23 protein-coding genes and 1 pseudogene are annotated in these 23,748 nt (G+C 33.9%); 16 read left to right on the plus strand and 8 right to left on the minus strand.

Features of this window, described 5'->3' with window-relative positions; all coding sequences use genetic code 11:
• Positions 1-221 precede the first annotated feature (221 nt).
• The 4 genes from RM51_RS07190 (at position 222) to RM51_RS07205 (ending at position 3,855) form a co-directional block, all read left to right on the plus strand.
• Positions 222-1,169, plus strand: a complete 948-nt coding sequence (locus RM51_RS07190; protein ID WP_052248429.1) for a sugar transferase — start codon at positions 222-224, stop codon at positions 1,167-1,169.
• A 44-nt stretch (positions 1,170-1,213) separates the two neighbouring features.
• On the plus strand, positions 1,214-1,759 hold the full coding sequence (gene rfbC, locus RM51_RS07195) for a dTDP-4-dehydrorhamnose 3,5-epimerase (RefSeq protein WP_039366882.1): 546 nt from the start codon (positions 1,214-1,216) through the stop codon (positions 1,757-1,759).
• Between the two features lie 95 nt (positions 1,760-1,854).
• A complete protein-coding gene (gene rimO / locus RM51_RS07200; protein WP_039366885.1) occupies positions 1,855-3,156 on the plus strand; it encodes a 30S ribosomal protein S12 methylthiotransferase RimO in 1,302 nt (433 codons plus the stop codon).
• A 327-nt stretch (positions 3,157-3,483) separates the two neighbouring features.
• Positions 3,484-3,855, plus strand: coding sequence for a septal ring lytic transglycosylase RlpA family protein (locus tag RM51_RS07205; protein WP_039366889.1), 372 nt, complete (start codon positions 3,484-3,486; stop codon positions 3,853-3,855).
• A 101-nt stretch (positions 3,856-3,956) separates the two neighbouring features.
• Here the strand turns inward: RM51_RS07205 and RM51_RS07210 are convergent, their stop codons facing one another.
• The 3 genes from RM51_RS07210 to porX form a co-directional block, all read right to left on the minus strand.
• Positions 3,957-4,721: an exodeoxyribonuclease III gene (locus tag RM51_RS07210; RefSeq protein WP_039366892.1), complete on the minus strand. Its 765-nt coding sequence runs from the start codon at positions 4,719-4,721 to the stop codon at positions 3,957-3,959.
• Between the two features lie 63 nt (positions 4,722-4,784).
• Complete coding sequence (locus tag RM51_RS07215) at positions 4,785-5,201, minus strand: MliC family protein (protein WP_052248430.1); 417 nt, start codon at positions 5,199-5,201, stop codon at positions 4,785-4,787.
• Positions 5,202-5,237: 36 nt separating this feature from the next.
• Positions 5,238-6,782 (minus strand): T9SS response regulator signal transducer PorX, encoded by a 1,545-nt coding sequence (gene porX / locus RM51_RS07220; RefSeq protein ID WP_039366896.1) that lies wholly within the window; start codon positions 6,780-6,782, stop codon positions 5,238-5,240.
• A gap of 291 nt (positions 6,783-7,073) precedes the next feature.
• On the opposite strand from porX, the gene RM51_RS07225 reads away from it, so the two are divergent.
• The 8 genes from RM51_RS07225 (at position 7,074) to RM51_RS07260 (ending at position 14,902) form a co-directional block, all read left to right on the plus strand.
• Positions 7,074-8,300 (plus strand): HD domain-containing protein, encoded by a 1,227-nt coding sequence (locus RM51_RS07225; RefSeq protein WP_039366899.1) that lies wholly within the window; start codon positions 7,074-7,076, stop codon positions 8,298-8,300.
• A gap of 72 nt (positions 8,301-8,372) precedes the next feature.
• On the plus strand, positions 8,373-9,404 hold the full coding sequence (lpxD, locus tag RM51_RS07230; RefSeq protein WP_039366902.1) for a UDP-3-O-(3-hydroxymyristoyl)glucosamine N-acyltransferase: 1,032 nt from the start codon (positions 8,373-8,375) through the stop codon (positions 9,402-9,404).
• Entirely contained in the window at positions 9,397-10,794 is a 1,398-nt protein-coding gene (locus RM51_RS07235; RefSeq protein ID WP_039366904.1) for a bifunctional UDP-3-O-[3-hydroxymyristoyl] N-acetylglucosamine deacetylase/3-hydroxyacyl-ACP dehydratase, read from the plus strand. Before lpxD ends, RM51_RS07235 begins: the two co-directional genes overlap by 8 nt.
• Positions 10,795-11,586 (plus strand): acyl-ACP--UDP-N-acetylglucosamine O-acyltransferase, encoded by a 792-nt coding sequence (gene lpxA, locus RM51_RS07240; RefSeq protein ID WP_039366907.1) that lies wholly within the window; start codon positions 10,795-10,797, stop codon positions 11,584-11,586. It begins immediately after the preceding gene.
• Positions 11,587-11,618: 32 nt separating this feature from the next.
• Positions 11,619-12,185 (plus strand): elongation factor P, encoded by a 567-nt coding sequence (efp, locus tag RM51_RS07245; RefSeq protein ID WP_039366910.1) that lies wholly within the window; start codon positions 11,619-11,621, stop codon positions 12,183-12,185.
• A 73-nt stretch (positions 12,186-12,258) separates the two neighbouring features.
• Positions 12,259-13,161: a UDP-3-O-(3-hydroxymyristoyl)glucosamine N-acyltransferase gene (locus tag RM51_RS07250; RefSeq protein WP_039366913.1), complete on the plus strand. Its 903-nt coding sequence runs from the start codon at positions 12,259-12,261 to the stop codon at positions 13,159-13,161.
• Positions 13,162-13,251: 90 nt separating this feature from the next.
• Positions 13,252-14,124 carry a succinate--CoA ligase subunit alpha gene (gene sucD, locus RM51_RS07255; RefSeq protein ID WP_039366916.1) on the plus strand — a complete coding sequence of 291 codons (873 nt, stop codon included), beginning with the start codon at positions 13,252-13,254 and terminating at the stop codon, positions 14,122-14,124.
• Positions 14,125-14,257: 133 nt separating this feature from the next.
• Positions 14,258-14,902 (plus strand): porin family protein, encoded by a 645-nt coding sequence (locus tag RM51_RS07260; protein WP_039366919.1) that lies wholly within the window; start codon positions 14,258-14,260, stop codon positions 14,900-14,902.
• 59 nt (positions 14,903-14,961) lie between these two features.
• On the opposite strand, the gene RM51_RS07265 is transcribed toward RM51_RS07260, so the two are convergent.
• The 4 genes from RM51_RS07265 to RM51_RS07280 all read right to left on the minus strand — a co-directional run bounded on the left by RM51_RS07265 (position 14,962) and on the right by RM51_RS07280 (position 18,336).
• Positions 14,962-15,624, minus strand: coding sequence for a hypothetical protein (locus RM51_RS07265; RefSeq protein ID WP_039366921.1), 663 nt, complete (start codon positions 15,622-15,624; stop codon positions 14,962-14,964).
• A gap of 31 nt (positions 15,625-15,655) precedes the next feature.
• A complete protein-coding gene (locus tag RM51_RS07270) occupies positions 15,656-16,963 on the minus strand; it encodes an ABC transporter permease (protein ID WP_039366924.1) in 1,308 nt (435 codons plus the stop codon).
• Positions 16,964-16,967: 4 nt separating this feature from the next.
• Entirely contained in the window at positions 16,968-17,879 is a 912-nt protein-coding gene (locus tag RM51_RS07275; RefSeq protein WP_039366927.1) for an ABC transporter ATP-binding protein, read from the minus strand.
• A 106-nt stretch (positions 17,880-17,985) separates the two neighbouring features.
• On the minus strand, positions 17,986-18,336 hold the full coding sequence (locus RM51_RS07280) for a T9SS type A sorting domain-containing protein (protein ID WP_039366931.1): 351 nt from the start codon (positions 18,334-18,336) through the stop codon (positions 17,986-17,988).
• Between the two features lie 118 nt (positions 18,337-18,454).
• Here RM51_RS07280 and hemB point away from each other — a divergent pair, with 118 nt between their 5' ends.
• Positions 18,455-19,444, plus strand: coding sequence for a porphobilinogen synthase (hemB, locus tag RM51_RS07285; protein WP_039366934.1), 990 nt, complete (start codon positions 18,455-18,457; stop codon positions 19,442-19,444).
• 155 nt (positions 19,445-19,599) lie between these two features.
• The gene (locus RM51_RS07290; protein ID WP_039366938.1) at positions 19,600-20,358 is read left to right on the plus strand and encodes a carbonic anhydrase family protein; all 759 of its coding nucleotides are present in this window, start codon (positions 19,600-19,602) and stop codon (positions 20,356-20,358) included.
• 42 nt (positions 20,359-20,400) lie between these two features.
• Here RM51_RS07290 and RM51_RS07295 read toward each other — a convergent pair whose 3' ends face one another.
• Positions 20,401-21,129: a hypothetical protein gene (locus RM51_RS07295; RefSeq protein ID WP_039366942.1), complete on the minus strand. Its 729-nt coding sequence runs from the start codon at positions 21,127-21,129 to the stop codon at positions 20,401-20,403.
• 133 nt (positions 21,130-21,262) lie between these two features.
• Between RM51_RS07295 and lptB the strand changes: the two are divergent.
• Both lptB and RM51_RS07305 read left to right on the plus strand, forming a co-directional pair.
• Positions 21,263-21,988: pseudogene (gene lptB / locus RM51_RS07300) on the plus strand (LPS export ABC transporter ATP-binding protein); the annotation flags it as partial.
• A gap of 562 nt (positions 21,989-22,550) precedes the next feature.
• A complete protein-coding gene (locus RM51_RS07305) occupies positions 22,551-23,630 on the plus strand; it encodes a baeRF3 domain-containing protein (protein WP_039366944.1) in 1,080 nt (359 codons plus the stop codon).
• The last annotated feature ends 118 nt before the right edge of the window (positions 23,631-23,748 follow it).

Genomic DNA, 23,748 nt, shown 5'->3' on the forward strand with positions numbered 1-23,748 from the left:
GTACATTGTCTAATATGTTGAAATAAGAGTAGGTTTATTTTATTCTTAGAACATGAGATAAATGTATATTTTATTCTTTATTATCTGGATTCATTTTTTATGAACATTAATGTATTAACCTTTTGATAACATCTAATTTTTAACATTTAAGGTATAAAATAATATATATATATTTGTATAAAATCTAAAGTGTTATTTTTCATGAGTTGTAGTATTTAAAAATGAAGAACTATTTAAATCTTTCCAAAAACTCTGAAAGATATCTTTTTATAAATGTAAGTAGTATCTCAGAAAAAATTTTTAAAGAAGCAAATTTTAAAAATTCATATAAATCTGTATTTTTTAACTCAAAAGTTGATAAAAAGAATATTTCAGAGTATATTAACAAATTAAACGTAAAAACTATAATTATCGAAACTTCAGATTTGAATCATTTACCTGAGAAACTCACCAACGAAATTATTGAGGCAAAACTAAGTGGAGTAAAAGTTTATGAAATTCATGAATTTTATGAAAAAATAAATGGAAGGATTCCATTAGTGAAACTTAACTCGGATGAATATTTGGTGGATGATGTTTTTTCAATAGGTCTAGATTATTTTGATTTTATTTTCAAAAGGACTATTGATGTAATAGTTTCAATACTTTTATTGCCATTGGCTATATTGATTATTTTATTGGGATGTTTATTTGTTTTTGTGAGTTCACCTGGGAATGTTTTTTTTAGTCAGGAAAGGGTTGGGAAAAATTCTAAGAGATTTAGGATCTATAAGCTTAGAACTATGACTAAGAGACATGATGGTGGGTATACAAAAGATAAAGATGATAGGCTTTTTCCTGTTGGGAAATTTTTAAGGAAAACAAAAATAGATGAGTTACCACAACTATTCAATGTTTTGAATGGGGATATGAGTATAATAGGCCCTCGACCAGAGCGCCCAAAATATGTTAAAGAATCGGTTGCTGAGAATTCATATTTTGATTTGAGACATCTTGTAAAGCCAGGTATTACAGGTTGGGCTCAAGTTAATCTTCCAAAAGCAACACCAAAAGATAATCTAAAAAAACTTGAATATGATTTATATTATATTAAAAGTTATACTCCCTATTTAGATTTTAAAATTCTGCTTAGAACGATAAAAGTAGTATTTACTTTTAATAGTAATTAATATAAATTTTAAACATTAAACTACTTATATAATTCTCATAAAAAATGAAGGTTAAAGAAACGCGATTAAAAGATTGTTACATCATAGAACCTACGGTTTTTGAAGATGACAGAGGATACTTTTTTGAAAAATATAATGAAAAAAGATTTGAAGAATTAACAGGAATGAACGGTCATTTTGTACAGGATAATATTTCAAAATCCTCGTATGGCGTTTTAAGAGGTTTACATTTACAAAAAGGCAAGCATGCACAAGCTAAATTGGTTTCATGTTTAGAAGGAAGAGTTTGGGATGTAGCTGTAGATTTAAGAGAAGATTCTCCAACTTATGGAAAATGGTTTGGTATTGAACTTACTGCCGAAAATAGATTACAGTTGTATGTTCCAAGAGGGTTTGGACATGGATTTTCTGTGTTGAGTGAAACGGCTGTTTTTTCTTATAAATGTGATAATTTTTACAATAAAGAATCAGAAGGAGCTGTGAGATTTAATGATCCCGAATTAAATATTGATTGGAAGATTGAAGATAAAGATGCTGTACTTTCTGAAAAAGATGAAAACGCTCCCTATTTTAAAGATAAAAACTTTTAAATAAAATTGCTGAAAACCACTTTTTTAAGGTGGTTTTATTTTTTTAATTTATCCTTTTTATTATTTTGTATCTTTGCACCCTGAAAAATAGAAAGATGCGAACAAAATCTGTAGGTAAAAAGAAAATTAATGTAGTCACATTGGGATGTTCCAAAAATGTGTACGATTCGGAAGTTTTAATGAGCCAGCTAAAAGCCAATGGTAAAGAAGTGGTGCATGAAGACAGAGGAGATATTGTGGTGATCAATACCTGTGGATTTATCGATAATGCCAAAGAAGAATCTATCAACACCATTCTCGACTATGTTGATGCTAAAAATAGAGGAGAGGTTGAGAAGGTTTTTGTTACTGGATGTCTTTCTGAAAGATACAAACCGGATCTGATTAAGGAAATTCCTGATGTGGATCAATATTTTGGAACCAGAGATCTTCCGGTTCTTTTGAAACATTTAGGAGCAGACTACAAACATGAGCTAGTAGGAGAAAGATTAACGACTACTCCAAAACATTACGCTTATCTTAAAATATCTGAAGGGTGTGACAGACCATGTTCGTTTTGTGCAATTCCGTTGATGAGAGGAGGACATGTTTCCACTCCGATTGAGAAATTAGTGAATGAAGCGGCAAAGCTTGCAAAAAAAGGGACGAAGGAATTAATACTTATTGCTCAGGATCTTACCTATTATGGATTAGATATCTACAAAAAAAGAGCATTAGGGGATCTTTTAAAAGAATTGGTAAAAGTAGAAGGAATCGAATGGATCAGATTGCATTATGCATTCCCAAGCGGTTTCCCGGAAGATGTGCTGGATATCATCAGAGAAGAACCGAAAGTTTGTAATTATATAGATATTCCGTTACAGCATATCAATTCAGATCTTCTTAAATCAATGAAAAGAGGAACGACTCATGAAAAAACAGATGCTTTATTGGCGAAGTTCAGAGAGAAAGTTCCAGATATGGCAATCAGAACGACTCTTATTGTAGGGTATCCAGGAGAAACTGAAGAAAGATTCCAGGAGCTGAAAGATTGGGTAAGAGAGCAGAAGTTTGACAGATTAGGCTGTTTTACATATTCTCATGAAGAAAATACTACAGCTTATGTTTTAGAGGATGATATCCCGCAAGAAGTAAAGGAAGCGAGAGTAGAAGAGATTATGGAGCTTCAGTCTCAGATTTCTTGGGAAAAGAATCAGGAGAAAATAGGGAAAACCTTTAAATGTGTCTTTGATAGAAAAGAAGGAAACTACTTTATAGGAAGAACAGAATATGATTCTCCGGATGTGGATAATACCGTTTTAGTGTCTGCTGAAGATACGTATATCTCGATCGGTGAATTTGCCGAAGTGAAAATTACATCTGCTGAAGAGTTTGACTTATACGGAGAACTTGTCTAAGAATATTTAAATATAGAGAAGCCAATGATTATTTCATTGGTTTTTTTATTAAAAATATAAAGAGATTAATTGTTTTAAAACATTGATTATTAAGGTGTTTTTCACTGTAGGTAGTAGGAATTATGCTGTAGTTAGTTAATTAAATTAACTTTTTAGTGTTTTTTTTAACATTCTTTAACACTATGGTGTAAAGTGCCTATTGATAAGGACTTATAAGTTTTATTAACGTTTTATTAATTTTTAATTAACGTTTTTTAACATTTTGAATAGGTCTTTATAGATAATCCTGTTACTTTTGCTCCGTCATAAACCCCAAAAATATTCAAAATGATGAAAAGATTCATTCTCGTAATCATAATGATGATTTCAACCTTTGGTATTTTCTCTTTTACGAGTAATACCACAGATGCGAAAAGAACAAGTTATGCATCGTACTACCACGATAAGTTTAATGGTAGAAAAACAGCTAGCGGTGAAGTATTTGATAATTCAAAGTTTACAGCAGCAAACAGAACGCTTCCATTTGGTACAAACATTAAGGTGACCAATTTGGATAATGGTAAGTCAGTAGTTGTAAGAGTAAATGATAGAGGACCTTACCATTCATCAAGATCTTTAGACATGTCTAAAGCAGCGTTTGATGAGATCGGAAATATCAATCATGGTACAATTCCGGTTGAATATGAAATTGTCGATTAATTTATGATTTTAAATGGTAAAGCCAACTGGATACAGTTGGCTTTTTTATTTTGATTAATTAACGATGTTTGAAGAAATATTTTAAAGCTGTAAATCAACTTTTAAACATCTAATTCTACTAAAGCAGGACAGTGGTCAGAATGTACCGCTTCTTTTAAAATAACCGCTCTTGTAAGTTTATCTTTTAAAGCATAGCTGGTAAAATTATAATCAAGTCTCCAACCTTTGTTCTTTGCTCTCGAATTTTGCCTGTAGCTCCACCATGTATAATTGTCCGGATCTTGGTTGAATAATCGGAAACTGTCTATCAACTCACATTCATTAATAAAATCAGTCATCCATTCTCTTTCCATAGGAAGGAAACCGGAAACATTTTTTAAACGTACAGGATCATGGATATCAATGGCTTCGTGGCAGATATTGAAATCGCCGGAGATAATAAGATTAGGAATCGTTTTTTTTAACTCTTTAATATACTTTAAAAAATCGTGGCAAAACTGCATTTTGAATTCTAGTCTCTCGATATTGGAAGCAGAAGGAACATAGACAGAAATAGCAGAATAGCCTTCAAAATCAGCCCTTATAATTCGTCCTTCGTTATCATAACTTTCAATTCCGCAACCATATTCTACGTGAATAGGTTTTGTTTTTGAGGCAATTCCAACACCGCTGTAGCCTTTTCTCACGGCAGAGTGCCAATAACTGTGATAACCTAATTTTTCAAGACTTTCGATATCTATTTGGTCGTTACCAGCTTTGCTTTCCTGAATACAAATAATATCGGGATCTGCAGTTTTCAGCCATCCTAAAAAATCTTTGGTAAAAGCTGCTCGTATTCCGTTGACGTTGTATGTAATTAATTTCATTGTTGAAATATATCAAAAGACAGTCTAAAAAACAAATGTCGACCCAAAAGCCGACATTTAATTTTATTTAATTCCTTTGAAAACAACTTTTCCATCTTTCGAAAGATTGTTTTCCAGTCCTTTTCCTCTGAGTTCCCAGTGGTCATTTTTATAATAAATTCCCGAACCGGCTGGTTGGCCTTTCAATTCAATAGTTTCCCCTTCGTAAACAATGGTTGCTGTATTTTTATCATTGTCAAACGTCATGTCAATAGTTTTTCCGGCAGCATCGGTAGATTTAGCCTTTATAATAGGGGTATTCTTTACGGCGGCAGAGTCTACGGGAGCCTTTAAATCTGTTGCAGGAGTTTGAGCTGAATCATGAGGGATTGCCGTTGCTACAGAATCCGATGATGTTTCCGGAGCTTTACTGCTTTCTTTTTTACAGGCAACAAGTGATAAAGCTGCTAATACAGGTAGAATTAAAATTGATTTTTTCATTTTTTATATTTTAGTGGTTTGTTTGGTGTGGTAAAACTATTTAGGCTCTAAAATACTGATCGGAATAATACATTCCTCCAAAGAAATTCCTCCGTGCTGATAGGTTTCCTTATAATAATTTACAAAATGATTGTAATTCTTTGGATAAGCCAGAAAGATATTATTTTTAGCAAAGATGTATTTCGAGCTTAAATTTCCTTTTGGAAGAAACAGTTTTTCAGGGTTTGAAACCGCCCAGACATCACTGTTGTCATACGTCAGACTTTTCCCTGTTTTATAACGGATATTTGTTGAGGTTTCTCTGTCACCGACAACACGGCTTGGTTTTTTTACGTAAACTGTTCCGTGGTCAGTTGTAATCACCAATTTGAATCCGTTTTCGGCAGCTACTTTTATTATTTTTAATAAAGATGAATTTTCAAACCAGTTCAAAGTAAGAGATCGGAATGTTTTATCATCTCGGATCAATTGGTCAACAATATGATTATCTGTTTTGGCGTGAGAAAGAATATCAATAAAATTATAAACAATCACTAATAGATCATTGTTTTTATGCTGATTAAAGTCATCGTAAATCTTTCTTTCAAAATCAGCGTTCAGTACTTTTAAATACTTCATCGATTTAGAATTCAAACCGATTCTTTTCATTTGATCTTCTAAAAAGTCACGCTCAAATTCGTTTTTGTTGCCTTCTTCGTTATCATTAAACCATTTGTCTGGAAAACGTTTTTCTATTTCTGAAGGCATTAATCCTGCAAAAAATGAATTTCTGGCATATTGAGTAGCGGTAGGAAGAATACTGTAGTAATAATCCTCAGAAACTTTATTGTAATGTTTAGTGAATAAAGGTTCAATTACTTTCCACTGATCGTATCTAAGATTATCCACCATCAGCAAAAGAACTTTTTCTTTTTCAACCTCAGGTTTTACTTTATCCTTAAATAAAGTATGACTCATCATTGGTTTTTCTGAACCGCTCAACCAGTCTTCGTAATTGTTTTCAATAAACTTAGCAAACTGAATATTTGCTTCCTCTTTTTGAGACTGAAGAAGATCTGCGAATTCGTTATCGGTAACTTTATCAAACTTAAGCTCCCAATTCACGATTTTTTTATAATATTCTGCCCAGTCCTGATAAGTTCTCAGGTAAGAAAGCTCCATCGATAGATTGCGGAATTCCTGCTGGTATTGTAAAATGGTCTTTTGCTCAACCAAATCATCTTCCTGAAGATTCTTTTTAAGTGATAATAGAATCTGATTAGGATTTACTGGTTTTAATATATAATCTGCGATCTGAGAACCTATGGCTTCTTCCATAATGTGTTCCTCTTCACTTTTGGTAACCATTACTATTTTTAAAGAATTATCCTTTTCTTTAATCATAGGAATAGCTTCCAGTCCGGAAATTCCGGGCATATTTTCATCGATAAGGGTAAGTGCAAATTTTTCGGAATCCATCAACTCCAACGCTTCATTTACATTATTTACGGGAGTTACCTGATATCCTTTTTTTTCTAGGAATACAATATGAGGTTTTAGTAAATCTATTTCATCATCTATCCATAATATCTTTTCTGACATAATATTTATTTTTTCACGGTTATAGTATCAAAATTTCGACCAAATTCCTTTAAAAACAATAAAAATAGAGCTTTTAATAGTTAAATTTTCGTTAAATGAAAATACTTTCTTTTAAATTTTTCTTCAAGAGAATAAGAGTTTAAAGATAGATATAAAAAACAGGTTTAAAAAGTATTCTGAAAACTTTAATTCTGAATAAATGGCAAGCCGGTTTTACTTGCGATTTTATTGGTTATAATTCATACAGGAAACTTTAAAAAACTTATTTTTGCAGTATACACCTATTTTCTCATGCAGAATAAGCTAAAAATTATCAACGATCCTGTTCACGGTTTTATCAAAATTCCACACGAAATATTATTCGACATCATTGAGCATCCTTATTTCCAACGATTAAGAAGGATTGGGCAAACAGGTCTTTTGAATTTAATTTTTCCGGGAGCTACCCATACAAGGTTTCATCACGCTTTGGGAGCAATGCATTTGATGTTTACAGCTTTGGAAACGTTGAAGCAAAAAGGGGTGAAAATTTCTGAAGAAGAAGAAAAAGGGGCGATGTTGGCAATTTTGATGCACGATATAGGACATGGGCCATTTTCTCATGCATTAGAAAGCATGTTGATGGACGATTGGCATCATGAAAACCTTTCTTTGCTCTTAATGAATAAACTGAATGAGGAATTTGATGGGAAATTGTCAGTTGCCATTGAAATGTTTCAGGGGAAATATCATAGGAAATTTTTCAACCAGCTTATTTCTTCACAATTAGATGTTGACCGATTAGATTATTTAAAAAGAGATAGTTTTTTCACGGGAGTATCAGAAGGGAATATCAATACGCAACGAATTATCTCCATGATGAACGTTTGTGAAGAAGGAGAATTGGTGATCGATGCCAAAGGTATTTATTCCATTGAGAATTTCCTCGCGGCGAGAATGTTCATGTATTGGCAGGTGTATTATCATAAAACATCTGCGTTGGCAGAGTTTCTTTTGGTTAAGATTTTAGAAAGAGCAAAATATCTTGTTTCACAAGGAGTAGATCTTCCCGCTACGGAAAATCTGAAATACTTCTTACACAGAGGAAAAAATACGGCTACGGATGAAGATGTTGAAAGATTTACGCAGCTTGATGATAACGATGTAATTCAGGCAATGAAAAGTTGGCAGTCGGCAGGTGATTTTATTTTATCCTATTGGTGCAAATGTGTGATTCAGAGAAACATGCCGAAGACGATTATTTCTTCCCATGAATTTGAAGCCGGATTTATTGAAGAAAAAATAAAAAATACCAATGAATTTTTCGGAATTGATAATGGAAATGAATTGGTGCATGAAATTAAACGAAAACTTTTGCCATACAATACCAAAAAGCAACCTATTTTTCTATTGCAGAAAAACGGGAAGAAAATAAGACTGGAGGAGTCCGAAGATCAGCTTTTATCGGGATTGATCACCAATAAGACTACTCGATATATTCTGACATTTCCAAGAGATATTTCAAGCATAATTTCTTAAAGTATATTAAAATTTACAATCCGAAAATTAAAAAATGTTTGCGAATTACAGAATTTCTTATCTTTGCAGAATATGGAATTTACAGCTTCGCAAATTGCAAGTTTTATTGACGGAAAAATAATAGGTGACGAGAATGCGCTTATTACTGGAGTTTCACCTATTGAAGGAGGGGAAACAGGGCATCTTTCTTTTATAGCACAAGATAGATTTTCCCATTATTTGGATACTACCAAATGCTCCGTTATCATCGTTTCAGAAAAACTTTTATCAAAAGATATATATAATCCTACCGTGATTGCGGTAAAGGACGCTTACCTTTCTTTTCAGGTTTTAATGAATCTGTATCAGGAAATGCAGGGTAGAAAACAAGGAATTGAAGACGGTTCTTCTATTCATGATACTGCGGTGGTGGGTGAGAAAGTATATATTGGCGCTTTTACTTATGTATCCGAAAAGGCTAAGATTGGAGAAGGAACTCAAATCTATCCTCATGTGTATATAGGAAAAGGTGTAAAGATTGGTAAAAACTGTAAGATCGACAGTGGCGCAAGAATCTACGATTATTGCATGATTGGTGATAACTGTGTTATTCATTCCAATACGGTAATTGGAGGTGATGGATTTGGTTTTCAGCCAACGCCGGAAGGTTTCAAAAAAATCCCTCAATTAGGAAACGTTATCATTGAAGACGATGTGGAAATCGGTTCTAACTGTAGTATTGACAGAGCTACGATTGGTTCTACCATTATCGGGAAAGGAACTAAGATCGATAATCTTATCCAAATTGCCCACAACGTAAAAATAGGCCAGAATAATGTAATTGCAGCACAAGCAGGAATTGCAGGATCTACGATTATCGGTGACTGGAACCAGATTGGAGGGCAAGTAGGAGTTGTTGGTCATATTAAAATCGGAAATCAGGTGAAAATTCAGGCTCAGAGTGGAGTGAATTCAAGCGTTAATGATAAAGAAACGTTGTACGGTTCTCCGGCAATCAGCTATAACGACTATTTAAGGAGTTATGTACATTTCAGGAATTTACCTGAAATTGTAAACAAAATAAACAATCTTGAGAATAACTCAAAAGATAAAACTAATGAGTGATATGCAAAAAACACTTCAGCAAGAAGTGACACTTTCCGGAATCGGACTTCATACTGGTAAAGAAGTAAAATTAACCATTAAACCTGCAAAAGAAAATACAGGTTTTGTATTTGTAAGAACAGATTTAGAGGGGCACCCTCAAGTCGAAGCTGATGTTAATTATGTCGTTGCAACAGAAAGAGGAACAACATTAGAAAAATTAGGAGTAAAGATCAATACTTGCGAGCACCTTCTAGCGGCTTTAGTAGGATGTGATATTGATAATGCCATTTTAGAAATGGATGCTTCTGAACCTCCAATTTTAGATGGATCTTCTAAGTTTTTTGTAGAAGCTATCGAAAGCGTTGGAGTTGTTGAGCAAAATACGGCAAGAGAATACCTTGTTGTAAAAGAAGTTCTTACGTACAGCGATCCGGCTACAGGATCAGAAATCACGATTATCCCTTCGGATACTTACGAAATTACTACGATGGTAGATTTTGGGACTAAAGTATTAGGAACTCAGAATGCTACCCTTAAAAATATTTCAGAATTTAAAGAAGAAATTTCATCTGCAAGAACATTCAGTTTCTTACATGAATTAGAAATGCTTTTAGATCACGGTTTGATCAAAGGTGGAGATATTTCTAATGCGATTGTATATGTAGATAAAGATCTTACCCCTGAAACTACAGAGAAATTAAAGAAAGCTTTTGGTAAAGACAATGTGTCAATCAGACCAAACGGAATTCTTGATAACCTGAACTTAAACTATCCAAACGAAGCTGCAAGACACAAATTACTAGACGTAATCGGTGATTTGGCGTTGGCTGGTGTGAAAATAAAAGGAAAAGTAATTGCTAACAAACCAGGACATTTTGTAAATACTCAGTTTGCAAAAAAATTGAACCGTCAGTGGAAATTACAGAAAAAGAAAAACGTTCCTGATTTTGACTTAACAAAAGAACCAGTTTTCGATATCAACGGAATTATGAGACTAATGCCTCACAGACCCCCGTTCTTATTGATTGATAAAGTTCTTGAACTTTCAGATTCTCATGTTGTAGGTCTTAAAAATGTTACAATGAACGAACCTTTCTTCGTTGGACATTTCCCGAAAGAGCCTGTAATGCCGGGAGTTTTACAAGTTGAAGCTTTAGCACAAACAGGAGGAATTCTTGTATTGGCAAGTGTTCCGGATCCTGAAAATTACTCTACTTACTTTATTAAAATTGATAAAGTAAAATTCAAGAGAAAAGTAATTCCTGGAGATACTCTTATTTTCAAAATTGAATTAATAGAACCTATCAGAAGAGGAATTGTTCATATGCAAGGTTATGGTTACGTAGGAGATACAGTAGCTGTAGAAGCAGAACTAATGGCCCAAGTTGCAAAAAATAAAGTTGATTAAATGATCCATCAATTAGCAGCCGTAGATAAACGTGCGAAAATCAGCAAAAATGTAATTGTAGAACCTTTTACTACTATTGCAGGGGATGTGGAAATTGGAGAAGGAACATGGATTGGCCCGAATGTTACCATCATGGATGGAGCAAGAATTGGTAAAAATTGTAGAATTTTTCCAGGGACAGTAATTTCTGCAATTCCTCAGGATTTGAAATTCGATGGTGAAGATACCCAAACGATCATCGGTGATGATACTACAATCAGAGAATGTGTAACGGTAAATAGAGGAACTAAAGCTTTAGGATTTACTAAAATTGGTTCAAACTGTTTAATTATGGCGACTTCTCATATTGCGCACGATTGTGTTATCGGAGACCACGTTATCATTGTAAACGGTTGCGGTATTGCAGGTCACGTAGAAATAGGTGATTATACTGTAATGGGAGGTTTATCGGCTGTACATCAATTTGGTAAAATTGGAAAACACGTGATGATTTCTGGTGGTACTTTGGTGAGAAAAGATATTCCACCTTACGTAAAAGTGGCAAGAGAGCCGATGTCTTATGCCGGAATTAACTCAGTAGGTTTAAGAAGAAGAGGATTTACCAACGAAAAAATCTTTGAAATTCAAAAAATTTACAGAGCGATCTTCCAAATGAAGATGAATGTTTCTCAGGCAATTACTCATATTGAAAAGGAAATGCTTCCAACTGCTGAAAGAGACGAAATTCTTCAGTTCATCCAAAATTCACCTAGAGGTATCGTAAAAGGATACGGAACAGGGAAAGATAATTAAAAAATATAAAAAACAAAAGATAATACACATTAATGGCAACAAGTAACGATATCAGAAAAGGTCTGTGCATTGAGTACAGTAATGATATTTATAAAGTAATCGAGTTCCTTCACGTAAAACCAGGGAAAGGACCTGCTTTCGTAAGAACAAAATTAAAATCTGTAACAAACGGAAAAGTAATTGATAATACTTTCTCTGCAGGTCACAAAATTGAAGAAGTAAAAGTTATCACAAGAAAATTCCAATATCTTTATGATGACGAGAACGGATTCCACTTTATGAACAACGACGATTTCTCTCAGTTATATTTAAATAAAGAAATGATCGAGAACTCAAACCTGATGAAAGCAGGTGAAGAAGTTACTATCATTTTGAAAGAAGCTGACGAGACTCCGCTTTCTGCTGAACTTCCTCAATCTGTTTATCTTGATGTAATCGAGGCTGATCCGGGAGTAAAAGGAAACACAGCTACAAATGCTCTTAAAAATGCGATCGTTGAAACAGGAGCAAGAGTAATGGTTCCTTTGTTCATTGAACCGGGAGACAAAATCAAAGTGAGTACTGAAGACGGTTCTTACTTAGAAAGAGTTAAAGAATAATTTTAAATAAAATTTACATAAATTCGGTTTGCCTTTGCATTCCGAATTTTGTTTTATAAGAAAATCAATTATTATGAGATTTCATTCTCCACAAAAATTGAAAACTATTGCGGATCTTATCGGGTCAAAATTTGTTGGTTCTGAAGACTTTGAAGTATTGGGAACTAATGAGATTCACATGGTGAAAGCTGGTGAAATAGTTTTTGTAAATCATCCTAAATATTACGATAAAGCGCTAAACTCTGCGGCTACCATCATCTTAATTGATAAAGAAGTAGATTGCCCGGAAGGAAAAGCTCTTTTAGTTTCAGATGATCCTTTCAGAGATTTTAATAAGATCAATACTCATTTTACAAGAATATATAATTTCAGAGAAGAACTTCACGATGCTGAAATAGGAGACGGAACCCATATTCATCATTCTGCAGTGATCGGAAACAATGTGACGATCGGAAAGAATACTCTTATTTTTCCTAATGTTGTTATCGGTGACAGAACGGTAATCGGTGATAATGTTGTGATTCAATCCAATACTGTTTTAGGTGGTGACGCTTTTTATTACAGAAAATTAAATGGGAATTTCGACCGTTTAATCTCGGTTGGAAATGTTGTGATCGAAAATAATGTTGAAATCGGAAACGGATGTACCATCGATAGAGGCGTTACAGACTCTACGATAATCGGTGAAGGTTCAGTGTTAGACAATCAGATTCAGATTGGGCATGATACAGTGATCGGAAAAAAATGTCTGATTGCTTCTCAGGTAGGAATTGCAGGCTGTTGTGTAATTGGAGATGAAGTGACGTTGTGGGGACAAGTTGGAATTGCTTCCGGAAATAAAATCGAGAGTGGATCTGTACTTTTAGGGAAAACCGGAGTGAACAGAGATCTTGAAAAAGGAACTTATATCGGGATGTTTGCAGAAGATTTTAAAACATATCTGAAGAAAGAAGTAAAACTGAGAAATCTCAAATAAACAAATCGAAAGTTTTATCTGAAATCAAAGAAAAATAAGTAAATTTGTGAGCATTAATAGAAAATAAAAATAAATTAAAACAACAATAAAATGTCAATTTTAGTAAACAAAGATTCTAAAGTAATTGTACAAGGATTTACAGGGAACGAAGGTACTTTCCACGCAAGCCAGATGATCGAATACGGAACCAACGTAGTAGGTGGTGTTACTCCAGGAAAAGGAGGAAGCGAGCACTTAGGAAAGCCTGTATTCAATACTGTTGCTGATGCTGTTGCAAAAGCTGGAGCTAATGTAAGTATCATTTTCGTACCACCTGCATTTGCTGCAGATGCGATTATGGAAGCTGCAGAAGCAGGTATCAAAGTTATCGTATGTATTACTGAAGGTATTCCTGTAGCAGATATGGTAAAAGTAAAATCTTACATCGCTGACAGAGACTGCAGATTGATCGGGCCAAACTGTCCTGGAATCATCACTTCTGAAGAAGCTAAAATTGGTATTATGCCAGGTTTTGTTTTCAAAAAAGGTAAAGTAGGTATTGTTTCTAAATCAGGAACTCTTACTTATGAAGCTGCTGACCAGGTGGTAAGAGCTGGTTACGGTATTTCTACTGCAATCGGTATTGGTGGTGACCCAATCATTGGTACTACAACAAGAGAAGCATTAGAATTATTCATCAACGATCCAGAAACTGAAGCGGTTGTAATGATCGGAGAAATTGGTGGTGGATTAGAAGCTGAAGCTGCAAGATGGTACAAAGCTAGTGGTTCTACAAAACCGGTAGTAGGGTTCATTGCTGGACAAACTGCTCCTAAAGGAAGAACAATGGGTCACGCAGGTGCTATCGTAGGTGGTGCTGAAGATACGGCTCAGGCTAAAATGGAAATTATGAGAGAAAACGGAATCAATGTTGTTGATTCTCCAGCTGATATCGGTGCTACTGTAGCAAAAGTATTAGGATAATTTTTTCTTAAGAAATAAAATATAAGCCTCGTTTTTACGAGGCTTTTTTTGTCAAAATTTTCAGGAGAATTAGAATAATTACCTATCTTTAAACAATCAAAAAAATTAATAATACAAAAACATCAATATCGACATGAAAAAACTTTTATTAACTTCAGCGTTAGCTCTTTCTACTTTGTCGTTTGCCCAGATAGACTTTAGTAGTACAAGATTTGGAGTTACTGCAGGACCCAACTATTCTAGAGTGAAAAATGCACATAATCCTTCCGGACCGAGATTTGCATTTCACGGAGGTTTTTTAGCGCTTATTCCGATGGGAAAGGCTAATCAGTTCTATCTGCAACCCGAAGTTTTATACTATGGAGCAGGTGAAACAGGTAAAGATAAAGATGCTAAAGGAACGAAAGGTTATGATGCGGTGTATGCTAATAATTATTTGAGTGTTCCTGTTTATTTTAAAGGGTATTTCTCAGAGGCAGAATCTGAATTCTATGGATTGGTTGGTCCTAGATTTAACTTCTTAATAGACCAAACTGTAAAAAACGAATCCAGAGATATCTATAAAGAAGACGCATTAGGAAAAGCGAATTCTTTTAATTTCGGAGTTGGATTGGGAATTGGATATAGCTACAAAAGACAGTTAGAAGTAGCTTTTAAATACGATTTGGGATTATCTAACACTTATCCGGATTTGGATGAATCAAAATTAGATCCTAATTCATCTAAGAAAAAGTCTGAACAGGTGTTGAGCTTAAGCCTAAGTTATATTTTTAAATAAAAATTTGTTGATTAAATAGATAAAGATCCCGGAAAGTAATTTCCGGGATTTTTTAATGATCAAATTAGTTTAATTGAGTTGATAAATTTTTTAAATTCAATTTCAGCAGTTTGATTTTGAGCTTTGGATTGATGAAAATTAAAATCATAATAACACCCGTTGTGTTCAGTTTTAAGAATTTTAAGCTGTGCTAATAAAGGCTCACTTAATTCAATATGTTCGAACAGATATTCGGAATCAAATTCATAAAATTTAATATTGTTAATATAATAAGGCTTATATCGCTTTGTTATTTTAAAATCCTTTAAAATGGATGAAGTTCCTATTTCGGAAGAATCTATTACCTCTTGAAAAGTTTTAAATCCTAAATATTCAAGCTCAGATTTTGAAGTTACAGTTAAAGTTATTGTTGGCGAAAAAACACCATAATATTCAGGTTTATCTTCGTAGAACTTGGTAATAACACAAATAGGTTCGTCTAATTCTTTCCAAATTTCATCGCTTTCTTCTTGAGTTCCCGATCCTATTAATTGTTTTTCTTTTAAATTTCCGAAATCTTTTACTGCAATAAAACCCCAATATTGAGGCTTCACAAAATAAATACCTAGTTTTTTATTGACGTAAATATTATTATTGGTTAGAACAGCTTTTAAAGGATCAATTGCAATTCCTAAAAAGCCTAGGCTAATTAACTTAATGAATTCTCGTCTTCCAATTCCCATATTACATTAACGAATAGTAGTTAATAAAGAATTATCCTCTGATCCATTTCCAGATTTCCTTCAAAGTCGCTTTATTGCCATACATCAAAATTCCTACTCGATAGATTTTTCCTGCCAAGAATACCATGAATAAAGTAGTTCCTAAAAGCAATACAATAGACAAAGCAATTTGCCATGCAGGAACACCATAAGGAATTCTTGCAATCATAGCCACAGGAGATGTAAACGGAATAATCGATAACCAGAAACCAAGCGGTCCATCAGGATTATTGATGAAAGAAAAACTTCCATACATTCCTAACATAAGAGGTAATACTGCAAATAAAGTAAACTGTTGCGTTTCTGTCTCGTTGTCTACAGCAGAACCGATAGCTGCATAAATCGAACTGTAAAATATGTATCCTAAAAGGAAAAATACGATAAATACAAAAATGATCAGAGGGAAATTTAATTCCAGTAAACTATGAGATACTTGTGTTGCAATTTGAGTAATATCCAATTTGCTCATAGCTTCCTCACCTCCCGGAATATTTTTTTGCATTGAAGAAAATCCTGTATTCAAAACCAAAGCTCCGACTACAGACATTGAAATCCAGACAATAAACTGAGTCAGGGCTACAAAAGTTACCCCTAAGATTTTTCCCATCATCAATTCAAAAGGTTTCACAGAAGAAATGATAATCTCCACAACACGGTTGTTTTTTTCTTCCAATACACTTCTCATTACTCTTACCCCATAAATAATGATAAACATGAAAGTAACATACATAAGAAGCATGCTCAGTACACTTTTTACCCCTAAAGCCAGATCAGAATCTTCCTTATTATTTTCAGAAACATTAATCGTTTTAAGAGTGAAACCCTTATCAAGATCATCGATTTGAGTTTCAGCAATGCCCAATTGCTTTATTTTTTCTTTTTTAATGACATCACTAAGATCAGAAATGATCCGCTGTTTCGTATCAAACCCAATTTTTGTGTTGACGATCAGCCTTGTGTTTTTCTGAAACTCATCATAATTCCCGTTCTGTATCTGTGGTAAAATAAGAATTCCGTCTAAAGTTTCATTACCCTTTAGATTACTTATGGTAGACTTTTCTTCAGCAGAAGGGATGATTTTGTATTCTAATTTATCTGTAGATTTCAGCTCATTTTTGAAAAGACCGCTGTTGTCAACAACTTCAATGATATTGTGTGATTCGTTGGCTTTGAACATCAATCCGATTACTGCTCCAAAAGCAATGATCAGAAGCGGAGCCAGTAATGTCAGTATAACGAAAGACTTTTTCTTAACCTGCGTAAGAAATTCTCTTTTAGTAATTAAAATAATATTATTCATAAAATTAAGAATGATTACTTACGGCATTAATAAACACTTCATTCATACTCGGAATTCTTTCGTCGAATGAACGTACCTTTCCTACGTTTACAAGATCCAAAAGAATATGGTTTTGGTCAGCTTCATTTTTGAGATCAAAAGAAACCAGATTATTTTCATTGGTAATATTAAAGATCTCATATTTATTTTTGAAACTTTCCAGTTGAGAATCATTCACCTCAGAAAGTGTAATTCCGAAAATATTTTTCTTAAACTTTTCTCTAACGTCAAAAACTCTTCCGTCAATAATTTTCTTAGAATTGTTGATCAAAGCAACATAATCACACATTTCCTCTACACTTTCCATTCGGTGAGTAGAAAGGATAATTGTAGTACCGTTATTTTTAAGATCAATAATCTGGTCTTTAATTAAATTGGCATTTACGGGATCAAAACCAGAAAAAGGTTCATCCAGAATTAAAAGATGAGGTCTGTGAAGAACGGTCACTACAAACTGAATTTTCTGAGCCATTCCTTTCGAAAGTTCAGATAACTTCTTCTTCCACCATTGATCGATATGAAGTTTATCAAACCATTTCTTTGCTTCGTGTAAAGCATCGTTTTTACTCATTCCTTTCAGCTCTCCAAAATAGAGAAGCTGATCTCCAACGGTCATGTTTTTATACAAACCTCTTTCTTCAGGCATGTAACCGATGTTTTTGATATGATGAGGATTTAGCTTTTCTCCGTTGATTTGGATTTCTCCCGAGTCAGCCTGAGTAATTTGATTAATGATACGGATAAATGAAGTTTTTCCGGCTCCGTTTGGGCCTAAAAGACCATATACACTTCCTTTCGGAACATGGATGCTGAAGTCATCCAAAGCTACCTTTTTACCGGCATTGTAGGTCTTCCTAATATGTTCAGCTTTTAGCATTAAATTGTTTTTACCTATTAGTATAATAAAGTTCCGAAAGTTACGGAATTATTAAAACAGAATTAATGCGAAAAGAAAAAATCCTGATGATTATCAGGATTTAATATTATTGTTTTACTATTTGCGTTACCTTTTGGGTGTTATCGCTCAAAATATAGCGAATCAGATATTTTCCGGGTTTTAATTTTTCAATATTGATTTCTCCGGAATTCATGTTTACAGCATAGCTGGCTACCTGAGTACCAAGAATAGAATAGAAAGTTACATTCTTGATTTTTAAAGAGGTATCTTTTGCTTTTACAACCAGATAATCTTTCGCAGGATTGGGATATGCTACGATTATTCCATCATCAGCCTTTTGCGAGGTGGAAGAAGGCTCTCTTTGTTGAGCTTTTAAATTGCTAGAAAATCCAACAAATGCGCCTATGAATATAAATAAAAGTAAAAATTTTTTCATCCAATTATAATTTCTCGAATATATTATAACAAAAATAACTAATTCTATAATCTCTTGCAATATTTTTTTATAGAACTTGTATTAAATTTGCATAAACTTATTCAAAAAGTATTCCAAAATGATACATTCAAGAAACAGAAGGCTTAGAGTAAATCAATCTATTCGAAGTTTAATCAGAGAAAATACTCTTACAACCGATGATTTTGTAATGCCCATCTTCGTAATGGAGGGCGAAAACAAGCAGGAACCTATTCCCTCGATGCCGGGAATTTTCAGGAGGAGTATAGATCTTACAGTGAAAGAATGTAAAGAATTATTTTCTTTGGGTGTAAAATCTGTCAATCTGTACATGAAAGTGTCAGATCATCTGAAAGACAATACAGGGAAAGAAGCATGGAATAAAGACGGTTTGATGCAGAATACGATCAGAGCGATCAAAAATGCAGTTCCAGAAATGATTGTGATGCCGGATGTGGCTTTAGATCCATATTCAATCTACGGACACGACGGAATTATTGAAAACGGAAAAATTCTGAATGATGCTACCAATGATGCATTGGCAAGAATGTCTGTTTCTCATGCAGAAGCCGGAGCTGACATTGTGGCACCAAGTGATATGATGGATGGAAGAGTCTTGACGATTCGTGAGGCATTAGAAGAAAACGGATTTACAGATGTGGGAATTCTAAGTTATGCGGCAAAATATGCAAGTTCTTTCTATGGCCCGTTCAGAAGTGCTTTAGACAGTGCTCCAAAAGACGATATGGAAATTCCGAAAGATAAAAAAACGTATCAGATGGATTTTCACAATTCTCGTGAAGCATTGAATGAGGTGTACAAAGATGTGGAAGAAGGAGCAGATATCATCATGATCAAACCGGGTCTTCCATATTTGGATATTGTTTCTAAAGTTCGTGAAGCGATTGACCTTCCAATTGCTGTTTATAATGTAAGTGGTGAATACGCGATGGTAAAGGCAGCCGCTCAAAATGGCTGGTTGGATAATGATAAAACGATTATTGAAAGCTTAACATGCTTTAAAAGAGCAGGAGCAGACATGATTTTCACGTATTTTGCAAAAGAAGCTGCGATGATTTTAAACAGGTAGTTTTTCCTGTATTCATAAGAAAGAAAGATTGTTTACTGTAGTAAGCAATCTTTTTTTGTTGATAGATCATGTTAAATTTAGTTAATATTAGCAGTGGATTATATTTAATAAGTTGTACCTTAGATTCTTAAATCATTTCACCAAAATTTTTAACTATGAAAAAAACAATGTATAACTTAGGAGTATTGTTATTCGTTTTAACGGTATTGATTTCTTGTAATGATCCGAAAAAGAGTCCTGAAAAGGATGGAGATTCTATTACAATCAGCAAAGATGAAATTATTGATGAATCTTTCTTAACTGAAAAATTACAATCCAAGCTTACACCGGATACAGTGTATTCTATTCTGCAGCAGCGAAATAAAGAATATGTAGAAGATAATCTTACCATCAGAAATACGTCTGAAAGAATCCGTAAAGCGTCTTTAGGGCAATTTCCGGGAGCTGTAGTTTTATCCTGTTTAGACTCAAGAGTTCCGGTAGAAGATGTTTTTCATTCCGGAATTGGAGATATGTTTGTGGCGAGAGTTGCCGGAAATATCAGTAATGAAGATATTTTGGGAAGTTTAGAATTTGCCTGTAAAGTATCCGGAGCAAAGGTCGTAATGGTATTGGGACATGAACATTGCGGGGCAATAAAATCGGCTATAGATAATGTGGAACTTGGGAATATAACCGGTTTGTTAGCAAAAATTAAACCTGCTATTGCGAGGACTGGAAATTTTCAGGGAGACAAAACTTCAAAGAATCCCGCTTATGTGGAAGCGGTGACGAAATCTAATGTATTGCAGACTATAGATAATATCAGAAAAAACAGTGCAATTCTAAGAGAAATGGAAGAGAAGAAGGAAATTAAGATTGTGGGAGGGGAATACCATATGGAAACGGGTAAAGTAGAATTTTTAACACAATAAAAAAGAATCGGGGAATTTCAAAATTGAAATTCCCCGATTCTTTTAAGAGATATTGAAATCTTTTCCTTTGGTAAATTTTGCAGCAAAAGGTGACTGGTTTCCTGAATATTTTAATACAAAATGTTTCTTGGTATCCGTATCAATTTTTGCATCCACTTCTACATTCTGAGTTTGAAAACTTACATCTAAGCCTACTCCTGATTCTTTTTCAAGATAAATTTCCACACTTTCCGCGTAGAATAAAGAAGTACTTAAATAGTTGAATTTGATGTTTTTTCGATACGTCTTAGATTTATTCTGAGTGAATTCAGAATAACTTCTTAAAATTTCGATTCCGGGAGAATCAATATTGGTGATTCGGGATTTTGTAACTCCATTTACCCGTACAGAAAAATTTTTGGCACTTTTAATATTTCCATTCACTCCGATATTAAATAACGAAGGTAAAGAAAGACCATATTCGATCATACTGTCTTTGGTGAATTCAAAATCAGGAATCAAAGCAGGATGTTTTGGTGCATTGATCAATTGATTTTTAACGGTATTCAGATTGGTATCCGAAAATAAAAAACCGATAAGATTATTCCCGGTGGTTCTCCAGTTCCTTCCGTTCCATTCAAAAATTTCACAAAGTAAAGTGTCTGCCGAAGAATGTGGGAGAAGATCTATGTCCTGCCATTTGAAAACCTCTTTCGCATAAGGCCTTCGGTTGGTAATATTGATGCCTAAATCCAAGGCTAAAAGTTCGGTGAGTTGCTGATTATTTTCCATATATTTTGTGAAGGTTGATTGATGTCATAAAATTAATTAAAAATTATTGGGTTCAATTTTAAAATATCATAAAACTTTTGTCTGTAGGTTTTAATCTAAAATTTGAATTCAAAAAAACTTTATCTTTGCTGCTATGATTTTACGAGGAGAAAACTTAATCAAGGAATACGGTCCTAAAAAAGTTGTAAAAGGTGTTTCAGTACAGGTTCAGCAGGGAGAAATTGTTGGATTGCTTGGTCCCAACGGAGCAGGAAAAACTACATCGTTCTATATGATTGTAGGATTGGTTAAGCCCACTTCCGGTAAAATTTTCCTGGATAAGCAGGAGATCACCTCCGATGCGATGTACCGCAGAGCTCAAAAAGGAATTGGGTATCTGGCTCAGGAAGCTTCCGTATTTAGAAAGCTTTCTGTAGAAGACAATATCATGGGGGTTCTTCAGTTGACAAAACTTTCAAAACGTGAACAACAGATGAAATGTGATGAACTGATCGAAGAATTTTCTTTGCAGCATGTTCGTAAAAACAGAGGAGATCTTTTGTCCGGAGGAGAAAGACGTAGAACCGAAATTGCAAGATGTCTTGCGACAGATCCTAGTTTTATCCTTTTAGATGAGCCTTTTGCGGGAGTTGACCCGATTGCGGTGGAAGATATTCAGAAAATTGTAAGGAGCCTTACCGATAAAAACATCGGAATTCTGATTACCGACCACAACGTACAGCAGACTTTAGCAATTACCAATAAAACATACATCATGTTTGAAGGAAGAATCTTGAAAGAAGGTCTTCCGGAAGAGTTGGCAAACGATCCACAGGTAAGAGAAGCTTATTTGGGAGAAAACTTTGTGTATCAGAGTATTTTCGACAAACCGAAAAAGAAAAATTATGCTTACAATATCTGGGCTGGAAATTTCGATTCGAAATCTCAATTCCAAAGTTTTGTAGATCATAATTTTGCTCAATTTGATGATCTTAGATTAATGTATGGCTTTGAAGATATCAGCTTTGCATCGTTAGGGAATTCAGAAATTCAGCATATTTTTAATGACGTTCTTGATAAAAATGCGAATAACGCTTATGTGTTCCAAAGAAAGGAAATCAATTCCAATTATTCCTTAGAACAGGCAGAGTTGGACTCTAAACAAGCAGCAAAACAAGAGCTACATTATGTAACGACGTATTTATACGAAGGATAACAGATATTCGATATAAAAGATTAATAAAGAGGGCAGATAAATTCTGCTCTTTTTTTTATATATTTTATTTTCTGATATTTATCACTTTTTTTGAATTCGTTAATGAAAAAGAGAGTTGAGGAGTGGTTTTTGCATTTTCTGTAGTGAAAGGAATTTATTTTTATTAATGATTTAAAAAATAATGACAAATTCCTTTTGTTTTTATTAATCTTTTAAAATATAAACCATGTCACTAAAAGAAAAATTACAAAAATTAGCCGTAGAAGTCAATGAACCGTCAGTAAGTATCTCTTTGAATACTCACCGTACATTGCCAGAAAATCAACAGGACGAAATTGTTCTTAAAAACCTGATCAAAGAAGCTGAAAATAGAGTGATTGAAGAATTCGGAAAAAGACCGGCTTCCTCAGTGTTAGAAAAACTGGAAAATATTTCAGGAAAAATTAACCACCGTCACAATTTAGAAAGTTTACATATATTCTTATCGGATAATACCGAAGAAATCATAAGATCTACCTGGCCAACACGAGATAATACTGTTGAAATAGATGGGAAGTTCGCCATCCGACCGTTGGTGAAAGATGCGGTGAGATCCCAGGAATATCTTATCTTGGTATTGGCACAAAACGGAACAAAATTACTGGAAGCCGTAAATGATCAGGTCATAAAAGAAATTCATGAAGAAGGCTTTCCGTTTCCTGAAAACCCATTTTATATTACCCATTCCGATGTGAGAAGTGACGGCAAACAAGTGGATAATCAGATAAAAGAATATTTTAACCGAATTGATAAAGCTGTCGTTGAAATCCACAAAAAAACGGGATTGGAGATTGTAGTGATAAGTACTGCTGATAATTACAGTAAATTATTAGAAGTTGCCGATATTCCTGGAATCTATATTGGTCATGATAATAAAAATTATTCAGAATCGGATGAACATCATGTCGTAGAGCAGGCGTATGAAATTATCAAAGCAAAACAAAAAGAAGGAAGAACTCAGGCTATAGAAGAGTTGAGAGAAGCTGTTTCTCACGGAAAAGTTTTAACGGATCTTCAGGAAATTTATCGGGCAGCCTTAGATGGAAAAGGAGATTTGCTTATTGTCAATCAAAATTATCAACAGCCGGTAAAATTAACCGGAGAAAGAACTTTTGAATATGTTGAAGATTCTAAAGAACCGGGGATTGTAGATGATATTGTTTCTATAATTTCTTGGGAAGTTCTTTCTAAAAAAGGAAGAGTACATTTCACAAATCAGGAAGAATTATTAGACTTGGGTGAAATTGTTCTAAAAACAAGATACTAAATTTTCTTCATATCAAATTTTAGCCGGCGTTTAGTCGGCTTTTTTTATGGGCTTCTGAAATAAAAAAATTAACTTTACTACATATCTTTAAAGGAATTCTATGATAAAACCTTTTAAC

It is taken from the genome of Chryseobacterium taiwanense (genome assembly GCF_000813825.1).
In the GTDB taxonomy this organism is placed as follows: Bacteria; Bacteroidota; Bacteroidia; order Flavobacteriales; family Weeksellaceae; genus Chryseobacterium; species Chryseobacterium taiwanense.